We start from the raw sequence: 24995 nt of genomic DNA, 5'->3' as shown, positions 1-24995 counted from the left end.
TCCTCCCGAGACCTGCGCGCTCAGCGGCCGGTGAAGTTCGGCGCGCGCTTTTCGCGGAAGGCGGCGATCGCCTCGCGGTGGTCCGCGGTCGTGTGGGCGAGCGCCTGCAACGCCCCGGCGCTCGCAAGGTGCTCGTCGAGGCGGGTGTCGCGCGCACGCACGAGGAGGCGCTTCGTCATGCGGAGCGCGTGCGGCGGATTGGCCGCGATTCGGGCGGCGAGCGCGCGCGCCGCGGGAAGCAGGTCGTCGTCCGGCACGACGCGCGACACGAGCCCGCAGGCGAGCGCCTCGTTCGCGTCGATCATGTCCCCGGTGAACACCAGCTCGCAGGCTTTCGAGAAACCGACCACGCGTTGCAGCAGCCATGCGCCGCCGTCGCCCGGAATCAGCGCCAGCTTCACGAAGCTCTCGGCGAAGCGGGCGCTTTGCGCCGCGATCCGGATGTCGCACATGCAGGCGACATCGCACCCCGCGCCGATGGCATCGCCGTTGACCGCGGCGATGATCGGAATCTCGAGCGCCTGAAAGGCGAGCGGCAGCCGCTGGATGCCGCGCGCGTAATCCGTGGGCGTCTCGACTGGGGTGCTGCCGCCGAGTTCCCCCGGCTCGCCCATGCGGCGCAGGTTCCCGCCGGAGCTGAACCCCTTGCCCGCGCCCGTGAGGATCGCGGCGCGGACCGAGAAATCCCGGTTCAGGCGATCAAGCGCCGCCACGAGCGCGTCCACCATGTCGGAATCGGAAACCGGGTTGCGCAGTTCGGGGCGGTTCAGCGTGAGAATTGCGACGGCGCCTTCCGTCTCGATCAAAACCGGGTCAGACATTTCGCTCCCTTCCGCGAAGACAGACGCCAAGCGCGGAGCGGGTCGGAAGCTTGCCGGCAATCGGCGTCACGAGGCATTCGGCAAGCCGGTTCAGGCCTGCCGCCGCCCGGCGTTCATACCCTTCGCAGTCCGTCCCACTCGTCCTGACAACGTATAAGCGCGGCAACTGCACGCAACTTTACATAGTGTCAAGTGAGTTCCTGTTTCCGACACGGAATACCGGAAAAGCGAGGGCAGGCGGCGCGACGCCTACTTCTTCGAGGCGATCCAGTCGTCGATCTTCTTCTCCAGCACCGCGAGCGGCAGGGCGCCGGTCATCAGCACCTGCGCGTGGAAATCGCGGATGTCGAATGTCTTGCCCAATGCCTTCTCGGCGCGGGCGCGGAGCTCCTGGATCTTGAGCGCGCCGATCTTGTAGGCGAGCGCCTGGCTGGGGATGGCGATGTAGCGTTCCACCTCGGCGGTGGCGTCGGTGCGGCCCATGTCGCTGTTCGCGAGCATGTACTCGATCGCCCGATCGCGGGTCCAGCCCTTCGCATGGAGGCCGGTGTCGACGACGAGGCGCATGGCGCGCAGCATCTCGTCCGACAGCGTGCCGAAGCGCTGGTAGGGATCGTCGAAGAAGCCCATCGGGTAGCCGAGCGTTTCCGCATAAAGCCCCCAGCCCTCGACATAGGCGGTGTTGCCGCCGAAGCGCATGAAATTGGGCAGCGCCTCGTTCTCCTGCGCGAGGCTGATCTGGAAATGATGCCCCGGCGCGCCTTCGTGGAGGTAGAGCGTCGTCATGCCCGGCGTGGTGCGCGAGGGCAGGTCGTAGGCGTTGAAGTAGAAGATGCCGGGGCGCGTGCCGTCGGGCGTGCCGGGCATGTAGGAGCCGCCCGCCTCGTGCTTCTCGCGGAACGGCTCGTAGGGGCGGATGTCGAGCGGCGATTTCGGCACGGTGGAGAAATAGTCCGGCACCTTGGCGTCCACGGCCTTGCCGATCTCGAAATACTTCTCGGTGAGCCACTCGCGCGATTTCGGCTGGAACTTCGGATCGCTGCGCAGGTACTCGAAGAATTCGGGGAGCGTGCCCTTGAAGGCGACCTCCGCCTTCACCTTCTCCATTTCGGCGTGGATGCGCTTCACCTCGGCAAGACCGATATTGTGGATGTCCTCCGCCTTCAGCGGCAGCGTCGTCGTGTTCTCGATGAGCTGCGCGTAGAGCACGGGGCCGCCCTTCATGGCGGAAAGGCCGACCTGATCGCGTGCGGCGGGGAGATATTCCGCTTTCAGGAAATCGTGGAGCCGCTTGTAGGACGGGTAGATCCTGTCCGCGATCATCGCGCGGTACTCGGCCTTGAGGCGCGTCTGGTCCGCCGCCGATATGCCGTCCGGGAACTGCGTCACTGGGCTGTAGAACGGCGACTCCTCGGGCGCCTCGGCGAGCTGGGTGGCGAGCTGCTCGATGACGTTATTGATGGTGAGCTTGGTTTCCACGACGCCCGACGCCATGCCTTCGCGGAAGCGGCCGATGGAGCGGTCGAGCAGCGTCACGAAATCCTGATGGCGCTTCAGGTTGTTCTCGTAGTCGGCGAGCGTGGCGAAGGGCGCGCCGCCCGTCGCCGAGGCGAACGACGGATAGAAGGTGTGGAACCCCGTGAAATGGTTGATCGGGCGCACGGCGGTGAGCGCGAGGATTTCGGGCGTCAGGCCCTTCAGATTCTCCTCGGTTTGCCATTTGAAAACATCGTAGGCGATGCGGTCGGTGGCGTCGAGCCGGGTGCGGTCGATGGCTTCGAGGCGCCTGAGGTCGCTTTCGCCCGCCGCGCGCTCCGCGTCGTACCAGGCGTCGGTGATGTAGTCGCCGAGCCGGTCCGCATAGCGCATGTCGCCGCGGAACAGCGCCTGGATCGGGTTGCGCTTCAGGCTCGCCTCATCCGAATCGCGGAAGAGCTGCCAGAGCGCTTCGTGCGCGGCATTCTGGGCGGTGTTCTGCACTGGGGCGGTGGCCGCTGCCGGGGCCTGCGCCGCCGCCGGGGCGGCAAGCGCGAGGGACAATGCAACGGCGAAAGCGGACGCAAGGGTGCGCGTCATGGTGGTCCTTTCGGGAAAAGCGATCATGACCGGTTCATACGCCGCGCCGCCCGGACTTGCTATACGCCCGTCGAACAGGGCATATGGCAAGTCCGGGCGGCGCGTGCCGGAAAGAATTGAGAACGCGTCTTTTTCGCTCGCAGGCTCCGCGAATCTCATGTAAGCTCATGAGGTACGTGCCAGTTTCGGACTGGTGCGAACGCTCGTCAGGAATGTCCGTGGGCGCACGGATTTTGTTTTGGGAACAACAGGCTGTCGAACGCCGCGAATAGAATTTGGCCGAGAACGACAGTGCTGTGGCGGCATGCGCCCGGCTGCCGACGTCATTCAGACTGGATATCACGACATGGGTTTTGATGGCCGCAAGCGCGGTGGGGACCGTGGCTATGACCGCCGCGGCGGAGGCCGCGATTCGTTCGGCGGTGGCGACGACTTTTACGATGCCGGCCGCAGCTTCGGTGGCTACGGCAACGATCGCGGCGGCTTCGGCGCCGGCGGTGGTGGCGGTGGCGGTGGCGGTTTCCGCGGCGGCGGTGGCGGCTTCGGGGGCGGCGGCGGCAGCCGCGATCCCGGCACGTCGCTCGGCACGTCATCGGGCACCGTGAAATGGTTCAACGCGACGAAGGGCTTCGGCTTCATCGCCCGCGACGGCGGCGAGGACGTGTTCGTGCACATCAGCGCGGTCGAACGCGCCGGTCGCACGACGCTCGACGAGGGCCAGCCGGTGACGTTCTCGATCTTCGACCGCGGCGGACGCCTTTCGGCCTCCGACCTCGTGATCGACGGCGAGGCGCCGGAGCGTCCCGACCGTCCGGCGCGCGAGCGCGGGCCCGCCCCGGGCAGCGCGGGTGACGACGACTTCACGCCGGGCGAGCGCATCGAGGGCACGGTCAAGTTCTTCAACACGATGAAGGGCTTCGGCTTCATTTCGCGCGGCGACGGCAAGCAGGACGCGTTCGTGCACATCAGCGCGCTGGAGCGCGCCGGTCTCACGAGCCTTGCGGAAGGCCAGCGGGTCAGCTTCGAGCTGGCGCGTGACCGCCGCGGCAAGGTGGCGGCCGGCAATATCGAGCTGCTGTAGCCGACGGCCGTTTCGATCAGCCGTTTCGATTCGGGGAGGATCGAACGCAGGAGGGGCCGGCGCGGATCGCGTCGGCCCTTTTCGTTTCCCGCCCCCCGGTCGGGGCAGTCGTTTCAGCTTCTGATCGGAACGATGCGCGCGGCGTCGGGGCGTTCGCCGGCGCGCGCGGTCTCGCGCCAGCTGACGACGCCGAACACGACGTCGATGCCGTTGCCGTCGGTGGTGAACGGCATCAGCAGCGCGCGGTAGATGCCGGGGATGCCGTCGGTGGTCTCGTAGGGGGCCTCGACGGACAGGGGCACGGCGCGGGTGAGAAGCTCGGGCAGGTAGCTGCTGATCCGCATCAGCAGCGAGCCCGGCGGCGCATCGGCGAGGCCGATGACGTCGGTGCCGACGCCGCCCTCGGCCTGGAGCGCCTCGCCGATCAGCCGGAGGTGCGGCGGTTCGCCCGCGTCGAGGTCGATGACGAAGCTCTGCGTGCAGCGGTCGTCGATCATCATCGGATCGAAATCGCGCCAGTGCGGCACGCTGCCGGCGCGCGGCAGCGTCGCCCAGTAGTTGTGCGCCTGAAGATGCAGCCGGCGTTCGCGCGCGCCCGTGCCGACAGGCGGCAGCGCCTTTGCGCGGCGAAGCGCTGAAACCTTGCTGCCGAGTGCCATGTCGCGCGTCCCTGTGAAGCCCGCCCGTGAATCCCGTGGGGACCCTGCCTGAGCAGGCGTTAACAGGTTGGAAACGCGCGTGCCGCCTCGGCAACCCGACTCAGCGTAGCCTCAGCGCTGGCTCAGCGCGGGGCGACGGTCTGCTCGATGGCGCCGAAGATGCTGTGGCCGGAGGCGTCGTCGACCCAGATGCGCACCGTGTCGCCGTATTTCAGGAACGGCGTTTCCGGCTTCCCCGACAGGATCGTCTCGACCATGCGCACCTCGGCGAGGCAGGAATAGCCGAGGCCTCCTTTCGCGATGGGTCTTCCCGGTCCGCCGCCCGCGTCACGGTTCGAAACCGTGCCCGAGCCGACGATCGAGCCCGCCTCCAGCTCGCGCGTCTTGGCGAGGTGCGCGATGAGCACGCCGAAATCGAAGGTCATGTCGACGTGCGTTTCGGCGCGGCCGAACGGCTGGCCGTTGAGATCGACCTTGAGCGTGCCGGAGAGTTTGCCGCCGTCCCACGCGTCGCCGAGTTCGTCGGGTGTCACGAACACCGGCGAGAAGGCGCTGGCGGGCTTGGACTGGAGGAAGCCGAAGCCCTTGGCGAGCTCGGCGGGGATGAGGTTGCGCAAGCTGACGTCGTTGACGATGCCGACGAGGCGGATGTGCGCGCGGGCATCGGCGGTGGAGACGCCCTGCGGCACGTCGCCGGTGACGACGACGACCTCGGCTTCGAGATCGCAGCCCCAGCTCTCGTCGGCGAGCACGATGGGGTCACGCGGCCCCACGAACAGATCGCTGCCGCCCTGATACATCAGCGGGTCGGTCCAGAAGCTTTCGGGAAGCTCGGCGCCGCGCGCCTTCCGCACCAGCTCGACGTGGTTCACGTAGGCCGAGCCGTCCGCCCACTGATAGGCGCGCGGCAGCGGCGAGTGCGCCTCGCGCTCGTGGAAGCGGTCCTTGGGGATCACGTCGTGCGCGAGGTCGGTGGCGAGCGCCTCCAGCTTCGGCGCCGCCACGTCCCAGTCGTCGAGCGCGGCCTGAAGCGTGGGTGCGATGGCGGAGGCGTCCGCGCACCACGCGAGGTCCTTCGAGACGACGACGAGCCGGCCGTCGCGGCCGCCTTTCAGGCTGGCGAGCTTCATTTCTTTCCCCCTGCAAGCGTTCGGATGAGGTGCGGCCAGTAGTCGAGGCCGTTGTAGAAGGAAAGGGCCGGCGCGTTCTCGTCGAGCCCGTGCGCGCGCATCTTCTTCATGTCCATGAAGATCGGCGACACCGCATAGGTGGGAACGCCCGCGATGCGGAACCACATGCCGTCGGTGCCGCCCGATTCCTGGTAGGGCGTGATGACGACGCCGGGGTGGTGCAGCGCCAGCGCGGACTTGACCGCCGCCGTCACGTCGGGCCGCGGCTCCGACACCGGGCTCGCCGTGGGCGTGCCGCGCACCTTCCATTCGGCCTTGGGGTTGCCGCCCGCCTGTTCGAGCGCGGCCTGCACGGCCGCCACCTCGACGCCGGGGAAGATGCGGCAGTTCACCGTGGCGACCGCGCGCTGCGGCAGCGCGTTTTCGGCGTGGCCCGCGTTCAGCATGGTGGCGACGCAGGTGGTGCGCATCTCGGGCTCGAATTCCTCGCTCGCGGCGAGCGCGGCGGCGGCTTCGGCGTCGTCCGGGTTTTCCGAGAAGCGGCGCAGCATCTCGGCGACCTGCGGCTGGCCCGCTTTCAGTTCCCGCGCCATCGCGCCGAACGAGGCGCGCGTCACGCTGTTCGCCATGACCGGGAATTTCAGTGCTTCCACATTCTTGAGGAGCGCGGCGAGATCGTAGATGGCGTTGTCCTTGCGCGGACGGCTGGAATGGCCGCCATCGTTGCGGATCGTCACGTCGAACGTCGCGAAGGTCTTTTCGGCCACCTGCATCCCGTAGCCGAGGGGCTTGCCGTCCGGGCCGAGCGCGCCGCCGCCGGCGTCCGAGTTCAGCGCATATTCGAGCTTCACCGGTTTGAGGGCGTCCACGAGCGCGCGCGTCGTCACCATGCCCGTCTCCTCGTCGCCCGAGAAGGCGAGGTAGAGGTCGCGGTCCGGCACGAAGCCGCCTGCCTTCAGATCGGCGAAGGCGCGCGTCAGGTGGGCGACGCCCATCTTGTTGTCGAGCGTGCCGCGGCCGAGGAAGTCGCCGTCCGCCTCGCGCAGCACGAAGGGATCGAACGACCAGTCCTCGGGCTTCGCGTCCACCACGTCCATGTGCGCGAGGAAGGCGATGGGGTGCTTTTTGCTCCCTGCCTTTCCGGGATAGCGGGCGATGAGGTAGACGGTCTCGCCCATCGGCACGACCTTGATGTCGGCCTCCGCGAACCCGGCCGCCTTCAGGTCCTTCGCGACGCGCGCCGCCACCTCGGGCACCTTGCCGTGACCCGCGGCGGAGCGGATCTCGACGATGTCCTTGTAGAGGCTGAGCGCGGCGGTGCCCTGCGGCGAGTCCGGCGCCGCGGCGTTCGCCGCCGCCGCGGCAAGGCACAGCGTCGCCGCGGACAGGATCATGGCCTTCATGTGGACCCCCTTCAGGACTTGCTTTTCCAGCTATCCTTGTAACCGGTCCATTCGACAGCGGAAGCCGCTTCGCCGATTTCGAGCGGATCGCGCGTGTCGATCATCACCGCGTACTCGTCGGTCATCGGCTTGGGCTGCTCGAACATGCGGCCGAGCGCCTTGGGATGCGGGCCGTGCGTGAAGCCGGTGGGGTGCAGCGTCATCATGCCGGGGTGGATGTTGTCGCGGCTGAAGAAGTCGCCGTCGTGGTAGAACAGCACCTCGTCGTAGTCGTCGTTGTTGTGGAAGAACGGCACCTTCAGCGCCTTCGGGTCGGTCTCGAACGGGCGCGGCGCGAACGTGCAGATCACGAAGCGGTCGGCGAGGAAGGTCGTGTGCGCCGAGGGCGGCACGTGGTAGCGGTGGCTCATGATCGGGCGGATGTCCCGCACGTTGAGCCGCGCGACCGAAAGCTCGCCGTGCCAGCCCACGGCGTCGAGCGGGTTGAACGGGAAGGTCATCCACGAGACGGCCCCGCGCTTCTTCACCGCGACGCGCGTTTCGATGTCGCCCTGCTGCGCGCGGAAGGCGTCGTCGATCTCGGGCGTGTCCATCACCGCAGGGTCGAAGATCGCGTGCGGCCCCAGCAGCCCCTTGTCGGGGAGCGTGTAGCTGCTGTTCGTCGCCTCGATGGCGAGAATCTGCATCGGCTCGGCGGGCGCGATGCGCCACATCGTGCCGCGCGGGATGACGACATAGTCGCCCTGCCCGATGGCGAGATGGCCGAAATCGCAGAAGAAATCGCCCGCGCCGCGGTGCACGAACAGGATCTGGTCGCCGTCGCCGTTGCGGTCGAGGCTCGGCATGGCCTCGGCGAGACGCCACAGGCGGATTTCGGTGGCCTTGTTGTGCAGCACGACCGGGGCGGACCAGAGCGAGTTCGGCGCCTCGTTGATCTGCGTGAGGTCGAAGGCGCGCGGCGCCAATGGCCCGTCGAAGTCGGTCCAGCCCGTCGGCGGATTGCGGTGATAGAAGAAGGCGGCGGGGCCGAAGAAGCCCTCCTTCGACATCTCGCGCTCGTAAGTGCCTTCGGGGAGGTCGGCGTGCGCCTGGCGGCTCGATTCGCCCTTCACCAGCGGGAAGTTCAGGTAGCGCTTCATGGCTCAGGCCTCCGTCGTTTCGAGGACGCCGCGCTCGATCTGGTCGCGCTCGATCGATTCGAACAGCGCCTTGAAATTGCCCTCGCCGAAGCCCTCGTCCTTCTTGCGCTGGATGATCTCGAAGAACACCGGCCCGAGCATGTTGCCGGAGAAGATCTGGAGGAGCAGGCGCGGGTCGTTGTTCTCGGTGGAGCCGTCGAGGAGAAGCCCGCGCGCCTTCATGGCGTCGACCGGCTCGCCGTGGCCGGGCAGGCGCTCGCCCAGCATCGCGTAATAGGTCTCGGGCGGCGGCGTCATGAACGGCAGGCCGAGCGCGCGCAGGGCGTCGATGGTGGCATAGATGTCGTTCGTGGACAGCGCGACGTGCTGGATGCCCTCGCCGTTGAACGCCATCAGGAATTCCTCGATCTGGCCGCCGCCCTGCTTGGCTTCCTCGTTCAGCGGAATGCGGATCTTGCCGTCCGGCGCGGTCATCGCGCGGCTGGTGAGGCCGGTGTATTCGCCCTTGATGTCGAAGTAGCGGATCTCGCGGAAGTTGAAGAGCTTCTCGTAGAACTCCGCCCAGAACTTCATGCGGCCGCGATAGACGTTGTGCGTCAGGTGGTCGATGATCTCCAGCCCCGCACCCTTGGGATGACGGTCGACGCCGTCGAAATAGCGGAAGTCGATGTCGTAGATGTCGGCGTCGTCGCCGTAGCGGTCGATGAGGTAGATGAGGCTGCCGCCGATGCCCTTGATGGCGGGGAGCTTCAACTCCATCCAGCCGGTCGCGGTCGGCGCGGGCTCGGCGCCGTTCGCGACGGCGTGGGCATAAGCTTTTGCCGCGTCCTTGACGCGGAAGCCCATCGCGCAGGCGCCGGCCTCGTGCTCCTCGGCGAAGAAGGCGGCGGGCGAGCGCGGCTCGGCGTTCAGCAGGAAGTTGACGTGGCCCTGCCGGTAGAGCGTCACCTCCTTCGAGCGGTGCTTGGCGATGGGCGTGAAGCCGAGCTGGCGGAACACGCGGTCGACGAGCGCGGGATCCTGCGCGGAGAACTCAAGGAATTCGAAACCGTCGAGCCCCGCCGGGTTTTCGAAAAGGTCGGCCATTGACGCTCTCTCCCTCATTTGCTTCGAGTCGTTATTTCGTGATATTAGTTTCATATGAAACTTGTTGCAAGTGGAACGATATGGCCCCGATCCGTCTCGATACGTTCCTGCCCTACCGCTTCGCGGTGCTCTCAGACCGGCTGAGCCAGCGGCTGGCGTGCGTCTATGAAGGCTGCGGGCTGTCCTCGCCGCAGTGGCGCGTGCTCGCGGCGGTCGCGGAAAAGCCGGGGCGCAGCGCGCAAGACGTGGTGCGGATGACCCCGATGGAGAAGGCGACGGTGAGCCGGGCCGTCTCCGCGCTGATCGCGCGCGGGCTGATGCGGCGCGAGGCCGACGACCGCGACGGCCGCACCTCGCGGCTGACGCTGACCGCGGACGGCGAGCGCCTGTACGGCGAAATCGCGCCGGGCGTGCTCGCCGTCGAGGCCGACATCGCGGCGCGCTGCGACAAGGCCGGGCTGCTCGCGGCGATGGACGCCATCGAGGCGGGGCTTGCCGCGGAGACCGAAGACGTCGCGGTGGACACGGTTCCGGCGCGCGGCTAGGAGACAGGCCTGCACGGCGTGCCAAGGAATTGATCAGCATGAATACGGTCGCGGCTCTGCTCGGTATCTTCACGATGGTCGTCCAGCTCGTCATCTGGATCATCATCGTGCAGGTCGTCATCAGCTGGCTGGTGGCGTTCAACGTCATCAACACCGGCAACCAGTTCGTGCGCAGCCTGCTGACCGGGCTCGACCGCCTGACCGAGCCGATGCTGCGGCCGATCCGCCGCGTGCTGCCGGACCTCGGCGGCATCGACCTTTCGCCGATGGTGCTGATCCTAGGCCTGATCCTCATCCAGCGGCTGGTTCCGGCGCTGGTCTTCGACATCATGGCCGGTTGAGGGCTTTTCGAATGACGGCTGAGCGTATCGACGGCAAGGCGTTTGCCGAGGGTCTCCGCGGACGTATTTCCGCAGGCGTCGCACCGTTCCTCGCCGCGACCGGCAGGCGGCCCGGCCTCGCGGTCGTGCTGGTCGGCGAGGACCCGGCGAGCCAGGTCTACGTCGGCTCCAAGCACAAGGCGACGGTCGAGGCCGGCATGGCGAGCTTCGAGCATCGCCTGCCTGCGGAGACGCCCGAGGCCGATCTCGTCGCGCTCGTCGAAAGGCTGAACGCCGACGACAGCGTCGACGGCATCCTCGTGCAATTGCCGCTGCCGAAGCACATGCGCGAGAGCGCGGTGATCGAGGCGATCGACCCCGACAAGGATGTGGACGGGTTTCACATCGTGAACGCCGGACGGCTGGCGACCGGGCTTCCCGGTCTCGTGCCGTGCACGCCGCTCGGCTGCATGATGCTGCTGGAGGACCGGCTGGGCCGCGACCTCTCGGGGAAGCGCGCGGTCGTCATCGGCCGCTCCAACATCGTCGGCAAGCCGATGGTGCAGCTCCTGCTCGCCGCGAACGCCACCGTGACCGTCGCGCACAGCCGCACCGCCGACCTGCCCGCCGTGGTGCGCGAGGCGGACATCGTGGTCGCCGCGGTGGGACGGCCCGAGATGGTGCGCGGCGACTGGTTGAAGCGGGGCGCGGTCGTCATCGACGTCGGCATCAACCGCATCGCGGCGCCGGAGCGCGGCGAGGGCAGGACGCGACTCGTCGGCGACGTCGCCTACGGCGAGGCGCTGGAGACGGCGAGCGCGGTGACGCCGGTGCCGGGCGGCGTCGGGCCGATGACCATCGCCGTGCTTCTGCGCAACACGCTCGTCGCCGCGCATCGCCGCGCCGGGCTGCCGGCGCCCGAAGGCTTGTAATGACCGAGCTGTTCGTCTCGGCGCTCGCCACGCTGTTCGTGGTGATCGACCCGCCGGGATGCGCGCCCATCTATTCCTCGTTGACGGCGGGCGCGTCCCCGCAGCAGCGCCGCGCGATGGCGATCCGCTCGGTGCTGGTGGCGGCGGGCGTGCTGCTGTTCTTCGCCTTCCTCGGCAAGGGGATGCTCGCCGCGCTCGGCATCAGCCTCGATGCGTTCCGCATCGCGGGCGGCATCCTCCTGTTCCTGATCGCGTCCGAGATGGTGTTCGAGAAGCGCACCGAGCGGCGTAGCGCGCGCGCGCAGGAGGTGGCGTCCAAGGACATCGAGGACGTCTCGGTGTTCCCGATGGCGATCCCGATGCTCGCCGGGCCGGGCTCGATCGCGAGCGTGATGCTGCTCACCTCGCAGGCGAACGGCTGGGCGGAGCGCAGCGTCGTGCTCGCCGCGCTCGGCATCGTGCTCGTGCTGACGCTCGCGGCGCTGCTCACCGCCGGGCCGCTGATGCGGCTGCTCGGCGAGAAGATCGAAGCGATGATCACGCGGCTGCTCGGCGTCATCCTCGCCGCGCTCGCCGCGCAGTACGTGATCGACGGAATCCGGGCGAGCTTCAGCCTTTGATCCGGTAGAGCCGCAAGGGCGAGCCCTTCGGCATCGGCACGGGTTCGAGCCATGCCGGGACTTCACCGGCTTCGAGGTGCGCCCACAGCCCCTCGGGCGCGTCCTTCTTCGCGGCGGCGAGGTCGTTGGTGCCGACGCAGCCGAGCACATAGGTCGCGCCGTAGCGGGCGGCGATGGCTTTCGCCTCGTCGTCCCCCGCGCGCCACAGCCGGACGGAATCCGCGATGGAGGCCGCGTTGCGGTGGTAGGGGCCGGCGATGACGCCGTGCGGCGTGTGGACGAGGATCGCGGGGCCCATGTCGAACACGTCGGCGATGATGCCCTTCGGCACGCCGTTCAGCGGCGCGAGCGTCGCGGACGCCGTGCAGGACGCGAGCGTGTCCGTTGCTGGGGCGGCGTTGCCGGAGCCGCCGACGCGCTTCGCCGCGAGCGCGGCGAACATGGGAAGCGCGCTGGTGAGGCCGACGAGCACGAGCGCGGTCGCACCGATTCGCGGCAGCATCGCCGGGATCGCGCGGGCGCGGGGCAGCAGCATCGCGGCGACGGCGGCAGCGGCGACGGCGGCGAGCGCGTTCGGGCCGGTCGCGGCGCGCAGTTGCAGGAACATCAGCCATGTCGTGATGGCGAGCAGGCCGAACACGAGGCTCCAGCCGAAGCGCCGGTCGGCGTCCGCGCGGCGCAGCATGACGAACGCGCAGGCGATGCCGATGAACGGGTAAAGCCCGAAGGCGATCGCGGTTTCGGGCTCGCTGCCGAGGTAGCTGACGATCGAGCGCGCCTCGCTGATGCGGGCGAGGACCGGCAGGAAGGCGGGGTCGAGCGTGCCCATCGGGCCGCTCGCGCAGTGCGGGAAGGCGACGAGCACGGCGATGCCGACGCTCGCGAAGCCCGCGGCGGCAGCGATGCCGCGCCTGAGCGGCGTGGTGAGCAGGTCGATCTGCGGCAGCAGCGCGGCGAGCGCGCCGCCGAACACGAGCGGGACGGCATAGACGGGCGAGATCGCGTCGCAGGCGGCGAACCACCAGCGCGCGGGCGGCACGAAGGCCGGATAGGCGAGCGCCGACCCCACGACGAGCGCGACGCCGTAGCCCGCGAGCAGCCGCCCGAGCGCGGGCTGAAGGCACCAGCCGAGCACGAGGATCGCGCCCGCGACGACGAGGTGCGGCAGCATCTCGAGCCCGATGACCAGCGCCGCGACGGTGGCGAGCCCGGCGAGGACGCCGGAGGAGAAGCGGCGGCGCGGATCGGCGAGCGCCGCCACGGCGCACAGCATGAGGGCGATCTGCCAGTTGTGGTGGTCGATCCTGAGTGGCTTGAACAGCGACAGGATCTGGCCGCTCGCCGCGATGAACACGGCCGCGAGGATGGCGGCCTGCCGCCCGGCGAGGCGGAAGGCGGTGAGCGCGGCCGCGCCCATCGCCACGAACAGGGCGAGGAGCGGCACCGCCGTTCCGGCGATACGCTCGGCGGCGGCGCGGCCGAAAACCGGCTCGGTGACGACGATGATGCCCGCGATCGGCAGGTCGACGAGGCGCGACCAGTGCATGTCCGCGCCCGCGGGCGGGTTCATGCGGTGCTGGTCGACATCGCCCCACGCCTGCCCGCCGAGCCAGTCGCGCACCTGCATCAGCCGCTGCGCGTCGTCGGTGTCCGGAAGGTCGAGCGCGGCGATGTCCGCGCGGTTCACGAGGGTGAGCGCGAGCGCGGCGAGCAGCCAGACGATGATGAGCGGCACGAGGAGGCCGCGGGTCCGATCGGTGTCCATGCGCGCCGGTCTACGCGGGACATGGTTAACAGTCGGCTTCGAAAGGGCGGATATTAACCAGTTGGAAGCCATCGCCGCCCTAGGCTCCGCAGCATCGGGACATTCCGCCTGCCAGGGAAACGTCATGGTCTCCATTCCTTCCGCCTCGCAGTTCGACACCGCGCACCCGCGCGTCGGGCTTTCGACCGCCGTCGTGCTGCCGTGCTACAACGAGGCGGCGACGATCGCGGATGTCGTCGCGGGCTTCGCGGAGGCGCTGCCCGGCGCGGTCGTCTATGTGTTCGACAACAATTCCTCCGACGACACGGCGCGCGTGGCGGAAGCCGCGGGCGCGGTCGTCATCCGCGAGACGCGGCAGGGCAAGGGCCATGTCGTGCGCCGCATGTTCGCCGAGGTCGACGCCGACATCTACGTGATGGCGGACGGCGACGGCACCTATGCGGCGGTCGACGCGCCGATGCTCGTGAAGGCGCTCGTCGAGCGCAGGCTCGACATGGTGGTGGGAACGCGGCGCGGCGTGCGGCAGGACGCCGGGCGTTCGGGCCACGCGCTCGGCAACCGCCTGTTCAACGGCGTCTTCCAGTGGATGTTCGGCGACGATTTCAGCGACATCTTCTCGGGCTACCGCGTGTTCAGCCGCCGCTTCGCCAAGACGTTCCCGGCGGTGAGCCGCGGCTTCGAGATCGAGACCGAGATGTCCGTCCACGCGAGCCAGCTGATGCTGCCGGTGGCGGAGATCGAAATCGACTACGGCGTGCGACCCGAGGGCTCGGTCAGCAAGCTGAGGACGTTCCGCGACGGTTTCCGCATCCTTTCGGTGTTCTTCCTGCTGCTCAAGGAAACGCGGCCCGCGTTCTTCTTCGGCGGTCTCGCCGCGCTGCTGATGGCGGCGTCGCTGGCGTTCGGCCTGCCGGTCGTGGCCGAGTATCTGGCGACGGGGCTGGTGCCGCGCTTCCCGACCGCGATCCTCGCCGCCGCGCTGATGATCATCGCGGCGATGTCCGCGACCTGCGGGCTCATCCTCGATTCGGTCTCGCGCTCGCGCGTGGAACTGAAGCGCATGTTCCTGCTGACGCAGCGCGGGCTGCCGACGCCGTGAAGGCGCGCCTTCGCGAAGGCGCCGTGTTCCTCGGCGTCGGGGGCGCAGCCTTCGTCGTCGGCGCGGCGAGCCTCGAAGGGCTCGTGCGGATCGGGCTTTCCCCCTACGCGGCGCAGGTTCCGGCGCTCGGCCTCGCGATCCTGACGACGTGGACGGGCAACCGGCGCTGGACGTTCCGGGTGAACGCGCCGCCGACGTGGCGCGAGTTCGGCCGCTATGTCGGGGCCTCGCTCGGCGGGCTTGCGGTCAACGCCGCGACCTTCTCGGCGCTGACCTATGCCGGTGCGGCGACGATACCGGCGTTCGCCGCCGCGACCGTCGCGGCGATGGGCTTCAACTTCCTCAGCTACAAGTTCGCCGTCTTCGCGCGCTGACGCCTATTCGGCGAGCGCCAGCACGGGTTCGCGGTGCTGGCGCGCGGCGAGCATGGCCGCCGCGGCGCGGCCGCAGGCGTACCAGATGAGCATGACGAGCACGACGGCGGCGATGCCGTCGATCGCATAGTGCCAGCCGAGGTGGATCGAGCCGATCCAGATCAGCACCGCGTAGATCCACATCACCCAGCCGAGCACGCGGTTGATCCGCATCCCGCCGAGCGCAAACAGAACGGCGAGCGCATTGTGCATCGAGGGCATCGCGGAAATGCCGCCGCCGAGCACGAGCGGGCCGCTGCCGCCGAAGTGATTGAGAAGCGCCTGCTGGTTCTTGAGCGCGGCAAGACCGGCGCCGCCTTCGGCGACAAGCGTGCGGTCGTAGCCCACGAGCGTGTCCATCAGCGCCGTGAAGGTCGGCGCGCCGCCGGCGAAATCGTCGTAGAAACAGGGTCCGGCGGCCGGGAGCAGCCACGCCAGCACGGAGCCGATCAGGATCCACGAGACCGCGTAGCTGAGCACGTACTGGGTGCGAAGGTGCGAATCGCGGAGGTAGGCGCAGACGATGACGCCGAGCGTCATCGGCACGAACCAGCCGTGGTAGAAGCTGTCGACGGCGAGCGTGGCGGCGGGGCCGCTCAGCACCTTGTGTGTCACCACCCAGGGATCTGTGCCGAGGAACAGCGCCTTGTCCCACGCCGCGAACAGCGCATCGAGGTGAAAGCCCGCGCGCGGCAGGATCGCCTGCTTGAAGGCGTTGAACGTCGCCAGCATCGTCGCGCAGACGAGCGGCGGCACGGCGAGGCTGAGGAAGCGGTCGCGCTGCCAGCGCAGCGCCACGAACGCGCGGATCACGCCGAACGGGGAGGGGGCGGCGCCCTCGCGGCGCGCCCGGCGGCCACATTCGACGAACAGCGCGATGCCGCCCGCCGCGAGCGTCAGCGCGCCGAGCGACTGCGCGTAGACGCTGAAAAGCTGGACGAACTGGCCCGTGGGGACGAGGCCCGTGCTGAGCACGGCGGCCATGTACAGGCCCGCGACGCCGAGCATCGCGCCCGCCGCGCGAAGCTCGCCGCTATCCGCTTTCATCGCGCCCGCCGTCTGCATGGTGCGGCGAGCCTAGGGGCGCGGGGTTAAGGCGGGTTTAAGCGCCCCGCCGCCCGAGCAGGCGCAGGCGCAGTGCGTTCAGCTTGATGAAGCCTTCCGCGTCGCGCTGGTCGTAGGCGCCGGCGTCGTCCTCGAAGGTGACGACCTTCTCGGAATAGAGCGAGTTCGGCGACTTGCGGCCGACGACCCATGCCGAACCCTTGTAGAGCTTGAGGCGGACGGTGCCGGAGACTTGTCTCTGGCTGTGGTCGATGGCGGCCTGCAGCATCTCGCGCTCGGGGCTGAACCAGAAGCCGTTGTAGACGAGCTCGGCATAGCGCGGGGCAAGCTCGTCCTTGAGGTGCGCGGCGCCGCGGTCGAGCGTCAGCTGCTCGATGGCGCGGTGCGCGGTGTGATAGATGGTGCCGCCGGGCGTCTCGTACATGCCGCGCGACTTCATGCCGACGAAGCGGTTCTCGACGAGATCGAGGCGGCCGATGCCGTGCTTGCGACCGAGGTCGTTCAGCTTTTCAAGGAGCGTCGCCGGGCTCAGCCCCTCGCCGTTCAGCGCGACGCCGTCGCCGCGCTCGAAGTCGATGGTGATGTACTCGGGCGCGTCGGGCGCGTCCTCCGGGTTCACGGTGCGCGAGTAGACGTAGTCGGGCACCTCCTGCCACGGGTCCTCGAGCACCTTGCCCTCGGACGAGGTGTGGAGGAGGTTCGCGTCGGTGGAGAAGGGCGCCTCGCCGCGCTTGTCCTTCGCCACCGGGATCTGGTGCGCCTCGGCGAACTCGATGAGGCGGGTGCGGCTGGTGAGGTCCCACTCGCGCCACGGCGCGATCACCTTGATGTCGGGGTTGAGGCCGTAATAGCCGAGCTCGAAGCGGACCTGATCGTTGCCCTTGCCGGTCGCGCCGTGGGAGACGGCGTCGGCGCCCACGGCGCGCGCGATCTCGATCTGGCGCTTCGCGATCAGCGGCCGGGCGATCGAGGTGCCGAGGAGGTAGAGGCCCTCATAGAGCGCGTTCGCGCGCATCATCGGGAACACGTAGTCCTTCACGAACTCCTCGCGCAGGTCGTCGATGAAGATGTGCTCGGGGCGCACGCCCATCAGCTCCGCCTTGGCGCGCGCCGGCCCGAGTTCCTCGCCCTGCCCGAGGTCGGCGGTGAAGGTGACGACCTCGCAGGCGTATGTCTGCTGGAGCCATTTCAGGATGACGCTCGTGTCGAGACCGCCCGAGAAGGCCAGAACCACGCGCTTGATTTCAGACATCCACCCGCACCTTTCGCGAAAAACCTGTGAGTACGCGCGCGCCCTTCGCATTGATGAACGGCTTATTCAAGGGAGAGTCAGCGCGCCGTGCGTATAGGCAGGTAATCGCATGGACGATACGGAGTGAAAGACGTGATGAAATACCTGATGATCGGCGCTTCGGCAGTGGCCCTGATGGCGCTGCCCGCGATCGCCCAGACCGCCGCCCCGCCTTCGCCTGACAGGGCCGCCCGCTGGAACGCGCCGCAGACGCGCGCGGACCTCGAGAAGAAAATCGCCGAGCGCTTCGCCGCGGCGGACGCCAACAAGGACGGCGCCGTCACCGAAGCCGAACTGAAGGCCCGCGCGGAGGCCCGCCGCGCCGAGATCGACAAGACGGTGGCGGAAGCGCGCACCCGCGTGTTCGAGTCGATGGACGCGGACAAGAACGGGCAGGTGAGCCGGCAGGAGTGGGATTCGCACCACGCCGGGATGAAGGCCAAGTGGAAGGAGCGCCGGGAAACCGCCTCGGCCGACGGCAAGGACCGCGGCGCGTGGATGAAGGGCGGCCGGGACGGCCGCAAGGGCCACCGCATGATGCACCGCGGCGGCCATGACGGTTTCGGCGGTTTCGGTGGCGGTTTCGGCGCCAAGTGGATCGAAAGCGCGGATGCCAACAAGGACGGCCGCGTGACGCTTGCCGAGGCGAAGGCGAAGCCGCTCGCCCGGTTCGACGCGGCCGACACGAACAAGGACGGTACGCTGAGCCCCGAGGAGCGCAAGGCTGCGCGCGAGGCGATGCGTGCGGAACGTCGCGCGGAGCGCGGCGACAGCTGATCGGTCCCAGTCCGATCCGCTTTCCTGAGAGCGCGTGGGGCGCCGTTTCCGATCCCCCCCTGTCGGAAGATGAGCCCGAACGCGCGCCGGGGCCGGTGTCCTCTCCGGAGAGGATGCCGGCCCTCTGTTTTTCAAGGCCGCGGTTTCCCGCACAAGACGACTCGACTTCCCGCACCAGCCCGATAGCTTTGCGTCAAAAGCATGGAACCGGGGAGATCAGCCATGACTGGAGGAATCAGGGTCAGCCTGAAATGCGAGAACTGCGGCGGCACGGACTTCGCGATGTCGGACCGGCCCGCCGAGCGCGACTGGATCGTCTGCACCGAATGCGGCAGGCGGCTTTCGACCGTGGCGGAGTTCGACGATGAGGTCGTGCGGCTCGCGCACGGGGCGGTGCGCCGCCTCGATGCGGTTTCGGCGCAGCGCTAGAAGCGTGCCCTGAGGCGCAGCGCCGCGCCGACGTCGTCGTCGAGCGCCGCGATGTGGCCGGGATCGCGGCGCCAGAAGATGTTCGTGTCGAGGCGGCCGAGGCCCGCGAGGGGCAAGGACCACGCGGCCTCCACGCTGATCTCGCGGCCGGATGGCGCGAGCGTGAAGGTGCGGCGGGTGTAGCCGGCGGTTTCCGTCTCGTAGTCGTAGCTCGTCGGAATATCGACCCGGAGCGCGCCGCCTTCCACGCGCAGCGGCTGCGCGATCCGCACGGAGACCTCGTCGCCGCGCGCGAACAGGCCGGACTTCGTGACGTCGAACGCGAAGGCGAAGCTGCGGAGCGCGTCGGCGCCGGAGACGAGGCCGCCAGCGGCGACGTCGAGACGGGTCAGCCCGCCGCGCGCCTGCGCCGCGATGCGCCAGCCGCGCCCGGCATCCATCGCCCAGTCGAGGCCGAGGAAATCGCTCGACGCGCGCGTCGGCCCGAGCGCCGCCGAGCCTTCGGCGCCGAGGATGCTGCCGCTCTCGTCGAGGCGGCTCCACGTGACGGTGACGTCGGACGCGCCGATGCGGCGCGATGCGCTGGCCGCGAACAGCTGCACGGCGTCCACGTCGCGGCGGCGGTCCCATGCGCTGCCGGGGCGCAGCGATCCGGTTTCGCCGGTGCCCGCCGCCATGCCGAAGGTCCAGCCGCCGAGGCGCTGGCTGATCGCCGCGGCGCGCGTGCCCGCGACGGAGACGCCGTCGTCGCGCAGCGCATCGCCGCTCGCGATGAAGCGGGAGCCGGGCGCGCGCGTGCCCGCCATGTTCGCGAGCAGGTCGTCCGCGCCGTAGCCCGCCGCGAAGCCGACGCCGGTGCCCGGCATGACGCTGCCGGTGACGAAGCCGCGCGTGACGCGCGCGTCCGCGTCGGCGCGGGCGTCGATGCCGCCCGCCTGCGCGAGGCCGAGCCACGGCCGCGTGCTGACGGCGGCGTTCCACGATAGGCTGTAGCCCGCGACGCCGAACGCGTCGCGCGCCTCCTCGGTGTTGGTCTGGAGCGCGGCGGCAAGACGCGGCGCGGGGGCGATCCGCGAGACGCCCGCGCCGAGATCGGCGACGTAGGCGCGCCCGTAGCTGTCGAGCACCACGACATCGGAAAGCGCGCCGGCGAGAGCGCCGCCATCGCCGAGCGCGCCGCCGAGCACGGCGAGCGATCCCGCCTCGCCGGTGACGGGCACGGCGCTACCGGGAAGCGACGTGCCGCCGATCGGCGAGAAGGCGCGGATCAGATCGAGGATGCCCTGGCCGAAGACGGCGTCGTCGCCGAGCGCGCCCGCGTCGCGCGCCGTGCGGAACAGGATGTCGATGATCTGGTCCGCGGTCAGGCCGGGGAAGGCGTCGGCAAGCAGCGCGACGGCCCCGGAGATGCCGGGGGCGGCATAGGAGGTGCCGCTGAACAGGTACGGCGTGCCCGTGTGATCGAAGCTGCGCACGCTCTCGCCGAGCGTTGCCAGATAGTACGCGGCATAGCTGCCCGCGCGGTTGCTGAAATCCGAAAGCGCGTCCCGGTCGTTCACCGAGCCCGCGATGATGACACGGCCGCGCGCGGCCGGGTCGCTCGCGACCTGCGCGAAGAGATCGGGATTCGCGAGGCTGTCGTTGCCCGCCGAGATGACGATGATGACGCCCGCTGCCGCGGCGTTCGCGATCGCGGCCCGCAGGCGCGAATTGGGCCGCCCGCCGCCCAGCGACATGTTGATGACGCGCGCGCCCGCCGCGACCGCCGTGTCGATGGCGGCGGCGATGTTGTTGTCGGAATGGGAGCAGCCGTCGCTCGACGAGCAGGTGCCGGGCGTGTCGGTCCTGAGCGCGATCAGCGTCGCATCGAAGGCGAGGCCGTGGATCTCGCGGTCGTTCTTGGCGGCGAGCGCTATGGCGGAAACCGACGTGCCGTGGCCGTTGGTGTCGTCGATGCCGCGCGCGCCCGCGACGTCGCGGCTTGCCGGGTCGATGCGGCCCGCGAACTCGGCGCTGTGGATGTCGACCCCGCTGTCGATCACCGCGATCTTCACGCCCGCACCGGTCGCGCCGGCTTCATAGGCGGCGATCGCGCCTGCCGATGCCGCGGCGTCTGAGCGCCGGTACTCGGCCGTGTCGTAGACGGGCGGCGGGGTCGGCGTGGGGGTCGGCGTCGGGGTCGGGGGCGGCGTCACCGTGCCCGGCGCCACGGGGCGCGTGCCGCTGCCACCGCCGCCGCACGCGGCGAGGAGGGCGGCAAGGCAGAGAGTCGAAACGGCGGCGAACCCGCGATGTTGCGTACCTGCGCGTCGGCGCATCTTCGCCCACACTCCCCTCAAGTTCCTGTCATGCCCCTGATGGCAGAATGGTCGCCGAAACGCATTACCAAATGCTTGCGAAATCCGCCGCTCACCGCCATGACCCCGGCATGGACGCCTTCGGCCACATCGAGACGTGGATTTTCGATCTCGACAACACGCTCTATCCGCCGCGCGCGAACCTGTTCGCGCAGATCGACGCGCGCATGGGCGCGTTCATCATGCGGCTGATCGGCTGCGACGCCGTGGAAGCGCGGCGCGTGCAGAAGCGCTTCTTCCACGACCACGGCACGACGCTGCGCGGCCTGATGGACGGGCACGGCGTCGCCCCCGCCGAGTTCCTGAGCTTCGTGCACGACATCGACATGGGCGTGCTGGAGGCGGACACGCGCATGGCGGACGCATTCGCGAAGCTGTCGGGGCGCAAGCTCGTGTTCACCAACGCCGACACCGCCTATGCCGAGAAGGTGCTCGACAGGCTCGGTCTCGGCGGCGTTTTCGAGGCGGTCTACGACATTCACGCGATGGATTACCGCCCCAAGCCCGACCCGAACGCCTATCGCGGCTTCTGCGCGGCGCACGGCATCCGCCCGGAAGCCGCGCTGTTCGTGGAGGACATGGCGCGCAACCTCGTGCCCGCGAAGGCGCTGGGCATGACTACGGTGTGGGCCGACAACGGCGCCGAGAGCGGCGGCTATCAGGCCGACCACGCCAGCATCGACCACCGGATCGCCGATGTCGGCGACTGGCTTCATTCCATTACGACAGGGGTAAACGCATGACCGATCTCGCCGCCATCATTGACCGGGCTTGGGACGAGCGCGAGGGGCTCGGCCTTTCCACCACGGGCGCGGTGCGCGACGCCGTGGAGGCCGCGATCGAGGGGCTGGACGCGGGCACGTACCGCGTCGCCGAGAAGGCGGACGGCGAATGGCGCGTCAACCAGTGGCTGAAGAAGGCGGTGCTGCTGTCGTTCCGATTGAACGACAACGCCGTCGTCGAAGGCGGGGCGGGCGGTGCGCCGGCGTTCGACAAGGTGCCCTCCAAGTTCGCGGGCTGGGGCGAGAACCGCTTCCGCGCTGCGGGCTTCCGCGTGGTGCCGGGCGCGACGGCGCGGCGCGGCGCCTACATCGCCAAGGGTGCGGTGTTGATGCCGAGCTTCGTCAACATCGGCGCCTACGTGGGCGAGGGCACGATGGTCGACACGTGGGCGACGGTCGGCAGCTGCGCGCAGATCGGCAAGGGCGTGCACATCTCGGGCGGCGCGGGCATCGGCGGCGTGCTGGAGCCGCTTCAGGCCGGGCCGGTCATCATCGAGGACAATTGCTTCATCGGCGCGCGCAGCGAGGTCGCCGAGGGCGTGGTGGTGGAGGAGGGCGCGGTGCTCTCCATGGGCGTCTATCTCGGCGCTTCCACGAAGATCGTCGACCGCGCGACCGGCGAGGTGACGCGCGGGCGGGTGCCGGCCTATTCGGTGGTGGTGCCGGGCACGCTGCCGGGCGCGGACGGCGGGCCGGGGCTCTACTGCGCGGTGATCGTGAAGCGCGTGGACGCCCAGACGCGGAGCAAGACGGGGATCAACGAGCTGTTGCGGGACTGAGGCAAGCGTCGTCGCACGACCTTTTCAGGCGGCGGCGCTCTGGATCGCGGCGGCGCGGCGGCGCTCGACCGAGGAGCCGATGCCCATCGCCTCGCGGTATTTCGCGACGGTGCGTCGGGCAATGTCGAAACCGGCGGCATTGAGCAGCTCGACGAGCTTGTCGTCGGACAGGATCTTGCCGCCGCGCTCGCCGTCGATGAGCTCGCGGATCTTCGTCTTGACGGCCTCGGCGGAGACGGCGTCGCCGCCGTCCGCGGCCTGAATCGCCGAGGTGAAGAAGTATTTCAGCTCGAACAGGCCGCGCTCGCACGACAGGTACTTGTTCGAGGTGACGCGGCTCACCGTCGATTCGTGCATCCCGATGGCGTCGGCGATGGCGCGGAGGTTGAGCGGCCTCAGGTGCTGCACGCCGTGGAGGAAGAACGCCTCCTGCTGGCGGACGAGCTCGGTCGCGACCTTGATGATCGTGCGCTGGCGCTGGTCGAGCGCCTTGATGAGCCAGTTCGCGGATTGCAGGCAGTCCGACAGGAAGCTCTTCGCCGCCTTGCCGCCCGCGCCCGAAAGCTCGGCATAATAGCTGCGGTTGACGAGGAGGCGCGGCAGCGTCGCGGCGTTGATCTCGACCGCCCAGCCGCCCGACGCGGTGCGCGCGACGAAGATGTCGGGCATGATCGGCTGCGGCCGCTCGCCGCCGTAGGCGAGGCCGGGCTTCGGATTGTAGCCGCGCAGCTCGGCGATCATGTCGGCGAGATCCTCGGCATCGACGCCGCAGAGGCGGCGCAGCGTTGCCATCTCGCCGCGCGCGAGCAGGTCGAGGTTGGAGAGCAGCGCCGCCATCGCGGGGTCGTAGCGGTCCGCCTCCATCGCCTGCAGCGCGAGGCATTCGCCGAGCGAGCGCGCGCCGACGCCGGTCGGCTCGAAGGTATGGACGATCTTCAGCACCGCCTCGACATCGGCGGTGGGAATCTGGAGACGCGCGCCGATGTCATTGAGGTCGCCGGTGAAGTAGCCGCTTTCGTCGATGAGGTCGATGATGTGGCGGGCGATGATCTGCTGGACGCTGTCCATCCCCGCGAGCTGGGCGAGCAGCGTGTCGTGCAGCGACAGCTCGGCGGCGAGCGTGGCGTCGAAGCTTTCCGCGTCCTCGCCACCGCCCGCGCCCGCGACGGCGGGGCCGGCGACGCTGAGGCTGCCGTCGAGGCCGCCGGTGCCGGGGGCGGGCATGTCGCTCGCGCAGTCGTGGTGGAAGGTCTCGGCGGCGTGATCGACGTCGAGCGGCGCATCGGCATCGCCGCCGCCGGCCGCGATCAGCTGGTCCGCGCCGCTGGGGTCGGGTGCGGTCCAGTCGTCGGGCGGCGCCTCCGGCATGTCGGCGGGCTCGGGCGCATCGAAGGCGCCCGGTTCGGCGGGGGTTTCCCCGGCGGCCTCGAGCAGCGGGTTCCGTTCCAGCTCGCCGTTGATGTAGCTTTCGAGTTCGAGGTTCGACAGCGCCAGCAGCTTGATCGCCTGCTGCAGCTGGGGGGTCATCACCAGCTGCTGCGAATGCCTCAGATCAAGACGGGGACCGATCGCCATGACGCTAGAGGCTGAAGCCCTCGCCGAGGTAGACCTTGCGCACCGTCTCGTCGGCGACGAGCGCCTCGGGCGTGCCTTCGAACAGCACGCGGCCGTCGTAGATGATGCAGGCGCGGTCCACGATCTCCAGCGTCTCGCGGACGTTGTGGTCGGTGATGAGGACGCCGATGTTGCGGTCCTTCAGATGGCTGACGAGATTGCGGATGTCGGCGATCGAGATGGGGTCGATGCCCGCGAACGGCTCGTCGAGCAGCATGATCGACGGGTTCGCCGCAAGCGCGCGGGCGATCTCGCAGCGCCGCCGCTCGCCGCCGGAGAGCGACATGGCCGGTGCGCTGCGAAGGCGCGTGATCGAGAACTCGCCGAGCAACTGGTCGAGCCGCGCCGTCCGCGCCGCCGGATCGGGCTCGGAGATTTCGAGAACGGCGCGGATGTTGTCCTCCACGGTCATGCCGCGGAAGATCGAGGTCTCCTGCGGCAGGTAGCCGAGGCCGAGCGCGGCGCGGCGGTACATGGGAAGCCCGGTGATGTCGATGCCGTCGAGGAGGATGCGCCCCGAATCGGGCATCACGAGGCCCATGATCGAATAGAAGCAGGTGGTCTTGCCCGCGCCGTTCGGCCCCAGCAGGCCGACGACCTCGCCGCGCCGCACGCCGAGCGACACGTCGCGCAGCACGACGCGCTTGTCGTAGCGCTTGCCGATGGACACGACCGCGAGCCCGCGATCGGTGTCGACCGCGGGAGTCTCGCGCTCCATCGTCATGATTTCGCTCATGCCGGGCTTTCTACCTCACGAATACTTAACGACAAATGCAGGAACTGGCCGCTCGGCGGCCAGTTGGCGCAATTTG

24 protein-coding genes are annotated in these 24995 nt (G+C 69.2%); 11 read left to right on the top strand and 13 right to left on the bottom strand.

Translation table 11 applies throughout. The features are described 5' to 3' along the window. Positions 1-20: 20 nt before the first annotated feature. Positions 21-821: a crotonase/enoyl-CoA hydratase family protein gene (locus PE061_RS02795; RefSeq protein WP_271257702.1), complete on the bottom strand. Its 801-nt coding sequence runs from the start codon at positions 819-821 to the stop codon at positions 21-23. Positions 822-1070: 249 nt separating this feature from the next. Continuing rightward, positions 1071-2897 carry a DUF885 domain-containing protein gene (locus PE061_RS02790; RefSeq protein WP_271257701.1) on the bottom strand — a complete coding sequence of 609 codons (1827 nt, stop codon included), beginning with the start codon at positions 2895-2897 and terminating at the stop codon, positions 1071-1073. A 346-nt stretch (positions 2898-3243) separates the two neighbouring features. Here PE061_RS02790 and PE061_RS02785 point away from each other — a divergent pair, with 346 nt between their 5' ends. After that, entirely contained in the window at positions 3244-3978 is a 735-nt protein-coding gene (locus tag PE061_RS02785; protein ID WP_271257700.1) for a cold-shock protein, read from the top strand. A gap of 113 nt (positions 3979-4091) precedes the next feature. On the opposite strand, the gene PE061_RS02780 is transcribed toward PE061_RS02785, so the two are convergent. From PE061_RS02780 to hppD, 5 genes are all read right to left on the bottom strand, one after another. Then, positions 4092-4637, bottom strand: coding sequence for a PAS domain-containing protein (locus PE061_RS02780; RefSeq protein ID WP_271257699.1), 546 nt, complete (start codon positions 4635-4637; stop codon positions 4092-4094). 122 nt (positions 4638-4759) lie between these two features. Next, a complete protein-coding gene (locus tag PE061_RS02775) occupies positions 4760-5767 on the bottom strand; it encodes a fumarylacetoacetate hydrolase family protein (RefSeq protein ID WP_271257698.1) in 1008 nt (335 codons plus the stop codon). Beyond that, positions 5764-7170 carry a M20/M25/M40 family metallo-hydrolase gene (locus PE061_RS02770; protein ID WP_271257697.1) on the bottom strand — a complete coding sequence of 469 codons (1407 nt, stop codon included), beginning with the start codon at positions 7168-7170 and terminating at the stop codon, positions 5764-5766. Before PE061_RS02770 ends, PE061_RS02775 begins: the two co-directional genes overlap by 4 nt. Positions 7171-7181: 11 nt before the next feature. After that, positions 7182-8309: a homogentisate 1,2-dioxygenase gene (locus PE061_RS02765; protein WP_271257696.1), complete on the bottom strand. Its 1128-nt coding sequence runs from the start codon at positions 8307-8309 to the stop codon at positions 7182-7184. Between the two features lie 3 nt (positions 8310-8312). Beyond that, on the bottom strand, positions 8313-9395 hold the full coding sequence (hppD, locus tag PE061_RS02760; protein WP_271257695.1) for a 4-hydroxyphenylpyruvate dioxygenase: 1083 nt from the start codon (positions 9393-9395) through the stop codon (positions 8313-8315). Between the two features lie 80 nt (positions 9396-9475). On the opposite strand from hppD, the gene PE061_RS02755 reads away from it, so the two are divergent. From PE061_RS02755 to PE061_RS02740, 4 genes are read left to right on the top strand one after another with little or no spacing between them, the layout of a single operon-like run. Continuing rightward, entirely contained in the window at positions 9476-9940 is a 465-nt protein-coding gene (locus PE061_RS02755; RefSeq protein ID WP_271257694.1) for a MarR family winged helix-turn-helix transcriptional regulator, read from the top strand. A gap of 38 nt (positions 9941-9978) precedes the next feature. Continuing rightward, positions 9979-10281: a YggT family protein gene (locus PE061_RS02750; RefSeq protein WP_271257693.1), complete on the top strand. Its 303-nt coding sequence runs from the start codon at positions 9979-9981 to the stop codon at positions 10279-10281. Between the two features lie 11 nt (positions 10282-10292). Then, positions 10293-11192, top strand: coding sequence for a bifunctional methylenetetrahydrofolate dehydrogenase/methenyltetrahydrofolate cyclohydrolase FolD (gene folD, locus PE061_RS02745; RefSeq protein ID WP_271257692.1), 900 nt, complete (start codon positions 10293-10295; stop codon positions 11190-11192). Further along, positions 11192-11812 carry a MarC family protein gene (locus tag PE061_RS02740; protein ID WP_271257691.1) on the top strand — a complete coding sequence of 207 codons (621 nt, stop codon included), beginning with the start codon at positions 11192-11194 and terminating at the stop codon, positions 11810-11812. Before folD ends, PE061_RS02740 begins: the two co-directional genes overlap by 1 nt. Here the strand turns inward: PE061_RS02740 and PE061_RS02735 are convergent. After that, positions 11802-13577, bottom strand: a complete 1776-nt coding sequence (locus tag PE061_RS02735; protein ID WP_271257690.1) for a hypothetical protein — start codon at positions 13575-13577, stop codon at positions 11802-11804. The two genes, PE061_RS02740 and PE061_RS02735, sit on opposite strands and share 11 nt — an antisense overlap. A gap of 124 nt (positions 13578-13701) precedes the next feature. Here PE061_RS02735 and PE061_RS02730 point away from each other — a divergent pair, with 124 nt between their 5' ends. Together PE061_RS02730 and PE061_RS02725 are read left to right on the top strand one after the other, a co-directional pair. Continuing rightward, positions 13702-14676 carry a glycosyltransferase gene (locus PE061_RS02730; RefSeq protein ID WP_271257689.1) on the top strand — a complete coding sequence of 325 codons (975 nt, stop codon included), beginning with the start codon at positions 13702-13704 and terminating at the stop codon, positions 14674-14676. Then, positions 14673-15050, top strand: coding sequence for a GtrA family protein (locus PE061_RS02725; protein ID WP_271257688.1), 378 nt, complete (start codon positions 14673-14675; stop codon positions 15048-15050). The genes PE061_RS02730 and PE061_RS02725 overlap by 4 nt, the downstream gene beginning before the upstream one ends. A gap of 3 nt (positions 15051-15053) precedes the next feature. Here the strand turns inward: PE061_RS02725 and PE061_RS02720 are convergent, their stop codons facing one another. Together PE061_RS02720 and PE061_RS02715 are read right to left on the bottom strand one after the other, a co-directional pair. Continuing rightward, positions 15054-16136 carry a phosphatase PAP2 family protein gene (locus tag PE061_RS02720; RefSeq protein ID WP_271257687.1) on the bottom strand — a complete coding sequence of 361 codons (1083 nt, stop codon included), beginning with the start codon at positions 16134-16136 and terminating at the stop codon, positions 15054-15056. A gap of 55 nt (positions 16137-16191) precedes the next feature. After that, positions 16192-17406 carry an argininosuccinate synthase gene (locus PE061_RS02715; protein WP_271257686.1) on the bottom strand — a complete coding sequence of 405 codons (1215 nt, stop codon included), beginning with the start codon at positions 17404-17406 and terminating at the stop codon, positions 16192-16194. 135 nt (positions 17407-17541) lie between these two features. Between PE061_RS02715 and PE061_RS02710 the strand changes: the two genes are divergently transcribed. Then, positions 17542-18222: an EF-hand domain-containing protein gene (locus PE061_RS02710; protein WP_271257685.1), complete on the top strand. Its 681-nt coding sequence runs from the start codon at positions 17542-17544 to the stop codon at positions 18220-18222. 222 nt (positions 18223-18444) lie between these two features. Continuing rightward, positions 18445-18651: a hypothetical protein gene (locus PE061_RS02705; RefSeq protein WP_271257684.1), complete on the top strand. Its 207-nt coding sequence runs from the start codon at positions 18445-18447 to the stop codon at positions 18649-18651. Here PE061_RS02705 and PE061_RS02700 read toward each other — a convergent pair. Beyond that, complete coding sequence (locus tag PE061_RS02700; RefSeq protein ID WP_271257683.1) at positions 18648-20969, bottom strand: S8 family peptidase; 2322 nt, start codon at positions 20967-20969, stop codon at positions 18648-18650. The two genes, PE061_RS02705 and PE061_RS02700, sit on opposite strands and share 4 nt — an antisense overlap. Before the next feature lie 71 nt (positions 20970-21040). Between PE061_RS02700 and PE061_RS02695 the strand changes: the two genes are divergently transcribed. Further along, positions 21041-21751, top strand: a complete 711-nt coding sequence (locus PE061_RS02695) for a pyrimidine 5'-nucleotidase (RefSeq protein WP_271257682.1) — start codon at positions 21041-21043, stop codon at positions 21749-21751. Further along, positions 21748-22569 (top strand): 2,3,4,5-tetrahydropyridine-2,6-dicarboxylate N-succinyltransferase, encoded by an 822-nt coding sequence (gene dapD / locus PE061_RS02690; protein ID WP_271257681.1) that lies wholly within the window; start codon positions 21748-21750, stop codon positions 22567-22569. Before PE061_RS02695 ends, dapD begins: the two co-directional genes overlap by 4 nt. A 24-nt stretch (positions 22570-22593) precedes the next feature. Here the strand turns inward: dapD and rpoN are convergent, their stop codons facing one another. Beyond that, positions 22594-24144, bottom strand: a complete 1551-nt coding sequence (rpoN, locus tag PE061_RS02685; protein WP_271257680.1) for an RNA polymerase factor sigma-54 — start codon at positions 24142-24144, stop codon at positions 22594-22596. 4 nt (positions 24145-24148) lie between these two features. After that, the gene (gene lptB, locus PE061_RS02680; protein WP_271257679.1) at positions 24149-24919 is read right to left on the bottom strand and encodes an LPS export ABC transporter ATP-binding protein; all 771 of its coding nucleotides are present in this window, start codon (positions 24917-24919) and stop codon (positions 24149-24151) included. Positions 24920-24995: the final 76 nt, after the last annotated feature.

Source organism: Sphingosinicella microcystinivorans, from assembly GCF_027941835.1.
GTDB lineage: Bacteria > Pseudomonadota > Alphaproteobacteria > Sphingomonadales > Sphingomonadaceae > Sphingosinicella.
This window is presented reverse-complemented; position numbering and strand designations above follow the sequence as displayed.

Coding starts and splice junctions, on each gene's coding strand:
- PE061_RS02795 (WP_271257702.1), bottom strand. CDS start 821: ATGTCTGACCCGGTTTTGATCGAGACGGAAGGCGCCGTCGCAATTCTC.
- PE061_RS02790 (WP_271257701.1), bottom strand. CDS start 2,897: ATGACGCGCACCCTTGCGTCCGCTTTCGCCGTTGCATTGTCCCTCGCG.
- PE061_RS02785 (WP_271257700.1), top strand. CDS start 3,244: ATGGGTTTTGATGGCCGCAAGCGCGGTGGGGACCGTGGCTATGACCGC.
- PE061_RS02780 (WP_271257699.1), bottom strand. CDS start 4,637: ATGGCACTCGGCAGCAAGGTTTCAGCGCTTCGCCGCGCAAAGGCGCTG.
- PE061_RS02775 (WP_271257698.1), bottom strand. CDS start 5,767: ATGAAGCTCGCCAGCCTGAAAGGCGGCCGCGACGGCCGGCTCGTCGTC.
- PE061_RS02770 (WP_271257697.1), bottom strand. CDS start 7,170: ATGAAGGCCATGATCCTGTCCGCGGCGACGCTGTGCCTTGCCGCGGCG.
- PE061_RS02765 (WP_271257696.1), bottom strand. CDS start 8,309: ATGAAGCGCTACCTGAACTTCCCGCTGGTGAAGGGCGAATCGAGCCGC.
- hppD (WP_271257695.1), bottom strand. CDS start 9,395: ATGGCCGACCTTTTCGAAAACCCGGCGGGGCTCGACGGTTTCGAATTC.
- PE061_RS02755 (WP_271257694.1), top strand. CDS start 9,476: ATGGCCCCGATCCGTCTCGATACGTTCCTGCCCTACCGCTTCGCGGTG.
- PE061_RS02750 (WP_271257693.1), top strand. CDS start 9,979: ATGAATACGGTCGCGGCTCTGCTCGGTATCTTCACGATGGTCGTCCAG.
- folD (WP_271257692.1), top strand. CDS start 10,293: ATGACGGCTGAGCGTATCGACGGCAAGGCGTTTGCCGAGGGTCTCCGC.
- PE061_RS02740 (WP_271257691.1), top strand. CDS start 11,192: ATGACCGAGCTGTTCGTCTCGGCGCTCGCCACGCTGTTCGTGGTGATC.
- PE061_RS02735 (WP_271257690.1), bottom strand. CDS start 13,577: ATGGACACCGATCGGACCCGCGGCCTCCTCGTGCCGCTCATCATCGTC.
- PE061_RS02730 (WP_271257689.1), top strand. CDS start 13,702: ATGGTCTCCATTCCTTCCGCCTCGCAGTTCGACACCGCGCACCCGCGC.
- PE061_RS02720 (WP_271257687.1), bottom strand. CDS start 16,136: ATGAAAGCGGATAGCGGCGAGCTTCGCGCGGCGGGCGCGATGCTCGGC.
- PE061_RS02715 (WP_271257686.1), bottom strand. CDS start 17,406: ATGTCTGAAATCAAGCGCGTGGTTCTGGCCTTCTCGGGCGGTCTCGAC.
- PE061_RS02710 (WP_271257685.1), top strand. CDS start 17,542: ATGAAATACCTGATGATCGGCGCTTCGGCAGTGGCCCTGATGGCGCTG.
- PE061_RS02705 (WP_271257684.1), top strand. CDS start 18,445: ATGACTGGAGGAATCAGGGTCAGCCTGAAATGCGAGAACTGCGGCGGC.
- PE061_RS02700 (WP_271257683.1), bottom strand. CDS start 20,969: ATGCGCCGACGCGCAGGTACGCAACATCGCGGGTTCGCCGCCGTTTCG.
- PE061_RS02695 (WP_271257682.1), top strand. CDS start 21,041: ATGCTTGCGAAATCCGCCGCTCACCGCCATGACCCCGGCATGGACGCC.
- dapD (WP_271257681.1), top strand. CDS start 21,748: ATGACCGATCTCGCCGCCATCATTGACCGGGCTTGGGACGAGCGCGAG.
- rpoN (WP_271257680.1), bottom strand. CDS start 24,144: ATGGCGATCGGTCCCCGTCTTGATCTGAGGCATTCGCAGCAGCTGGTG.
- lptB (WP_271257679.1), bottom strand. CDS start 24,919: ATGAGCGAAATCATGACGATGGAGCGCGAGACTCCCGCGGTCGACACC.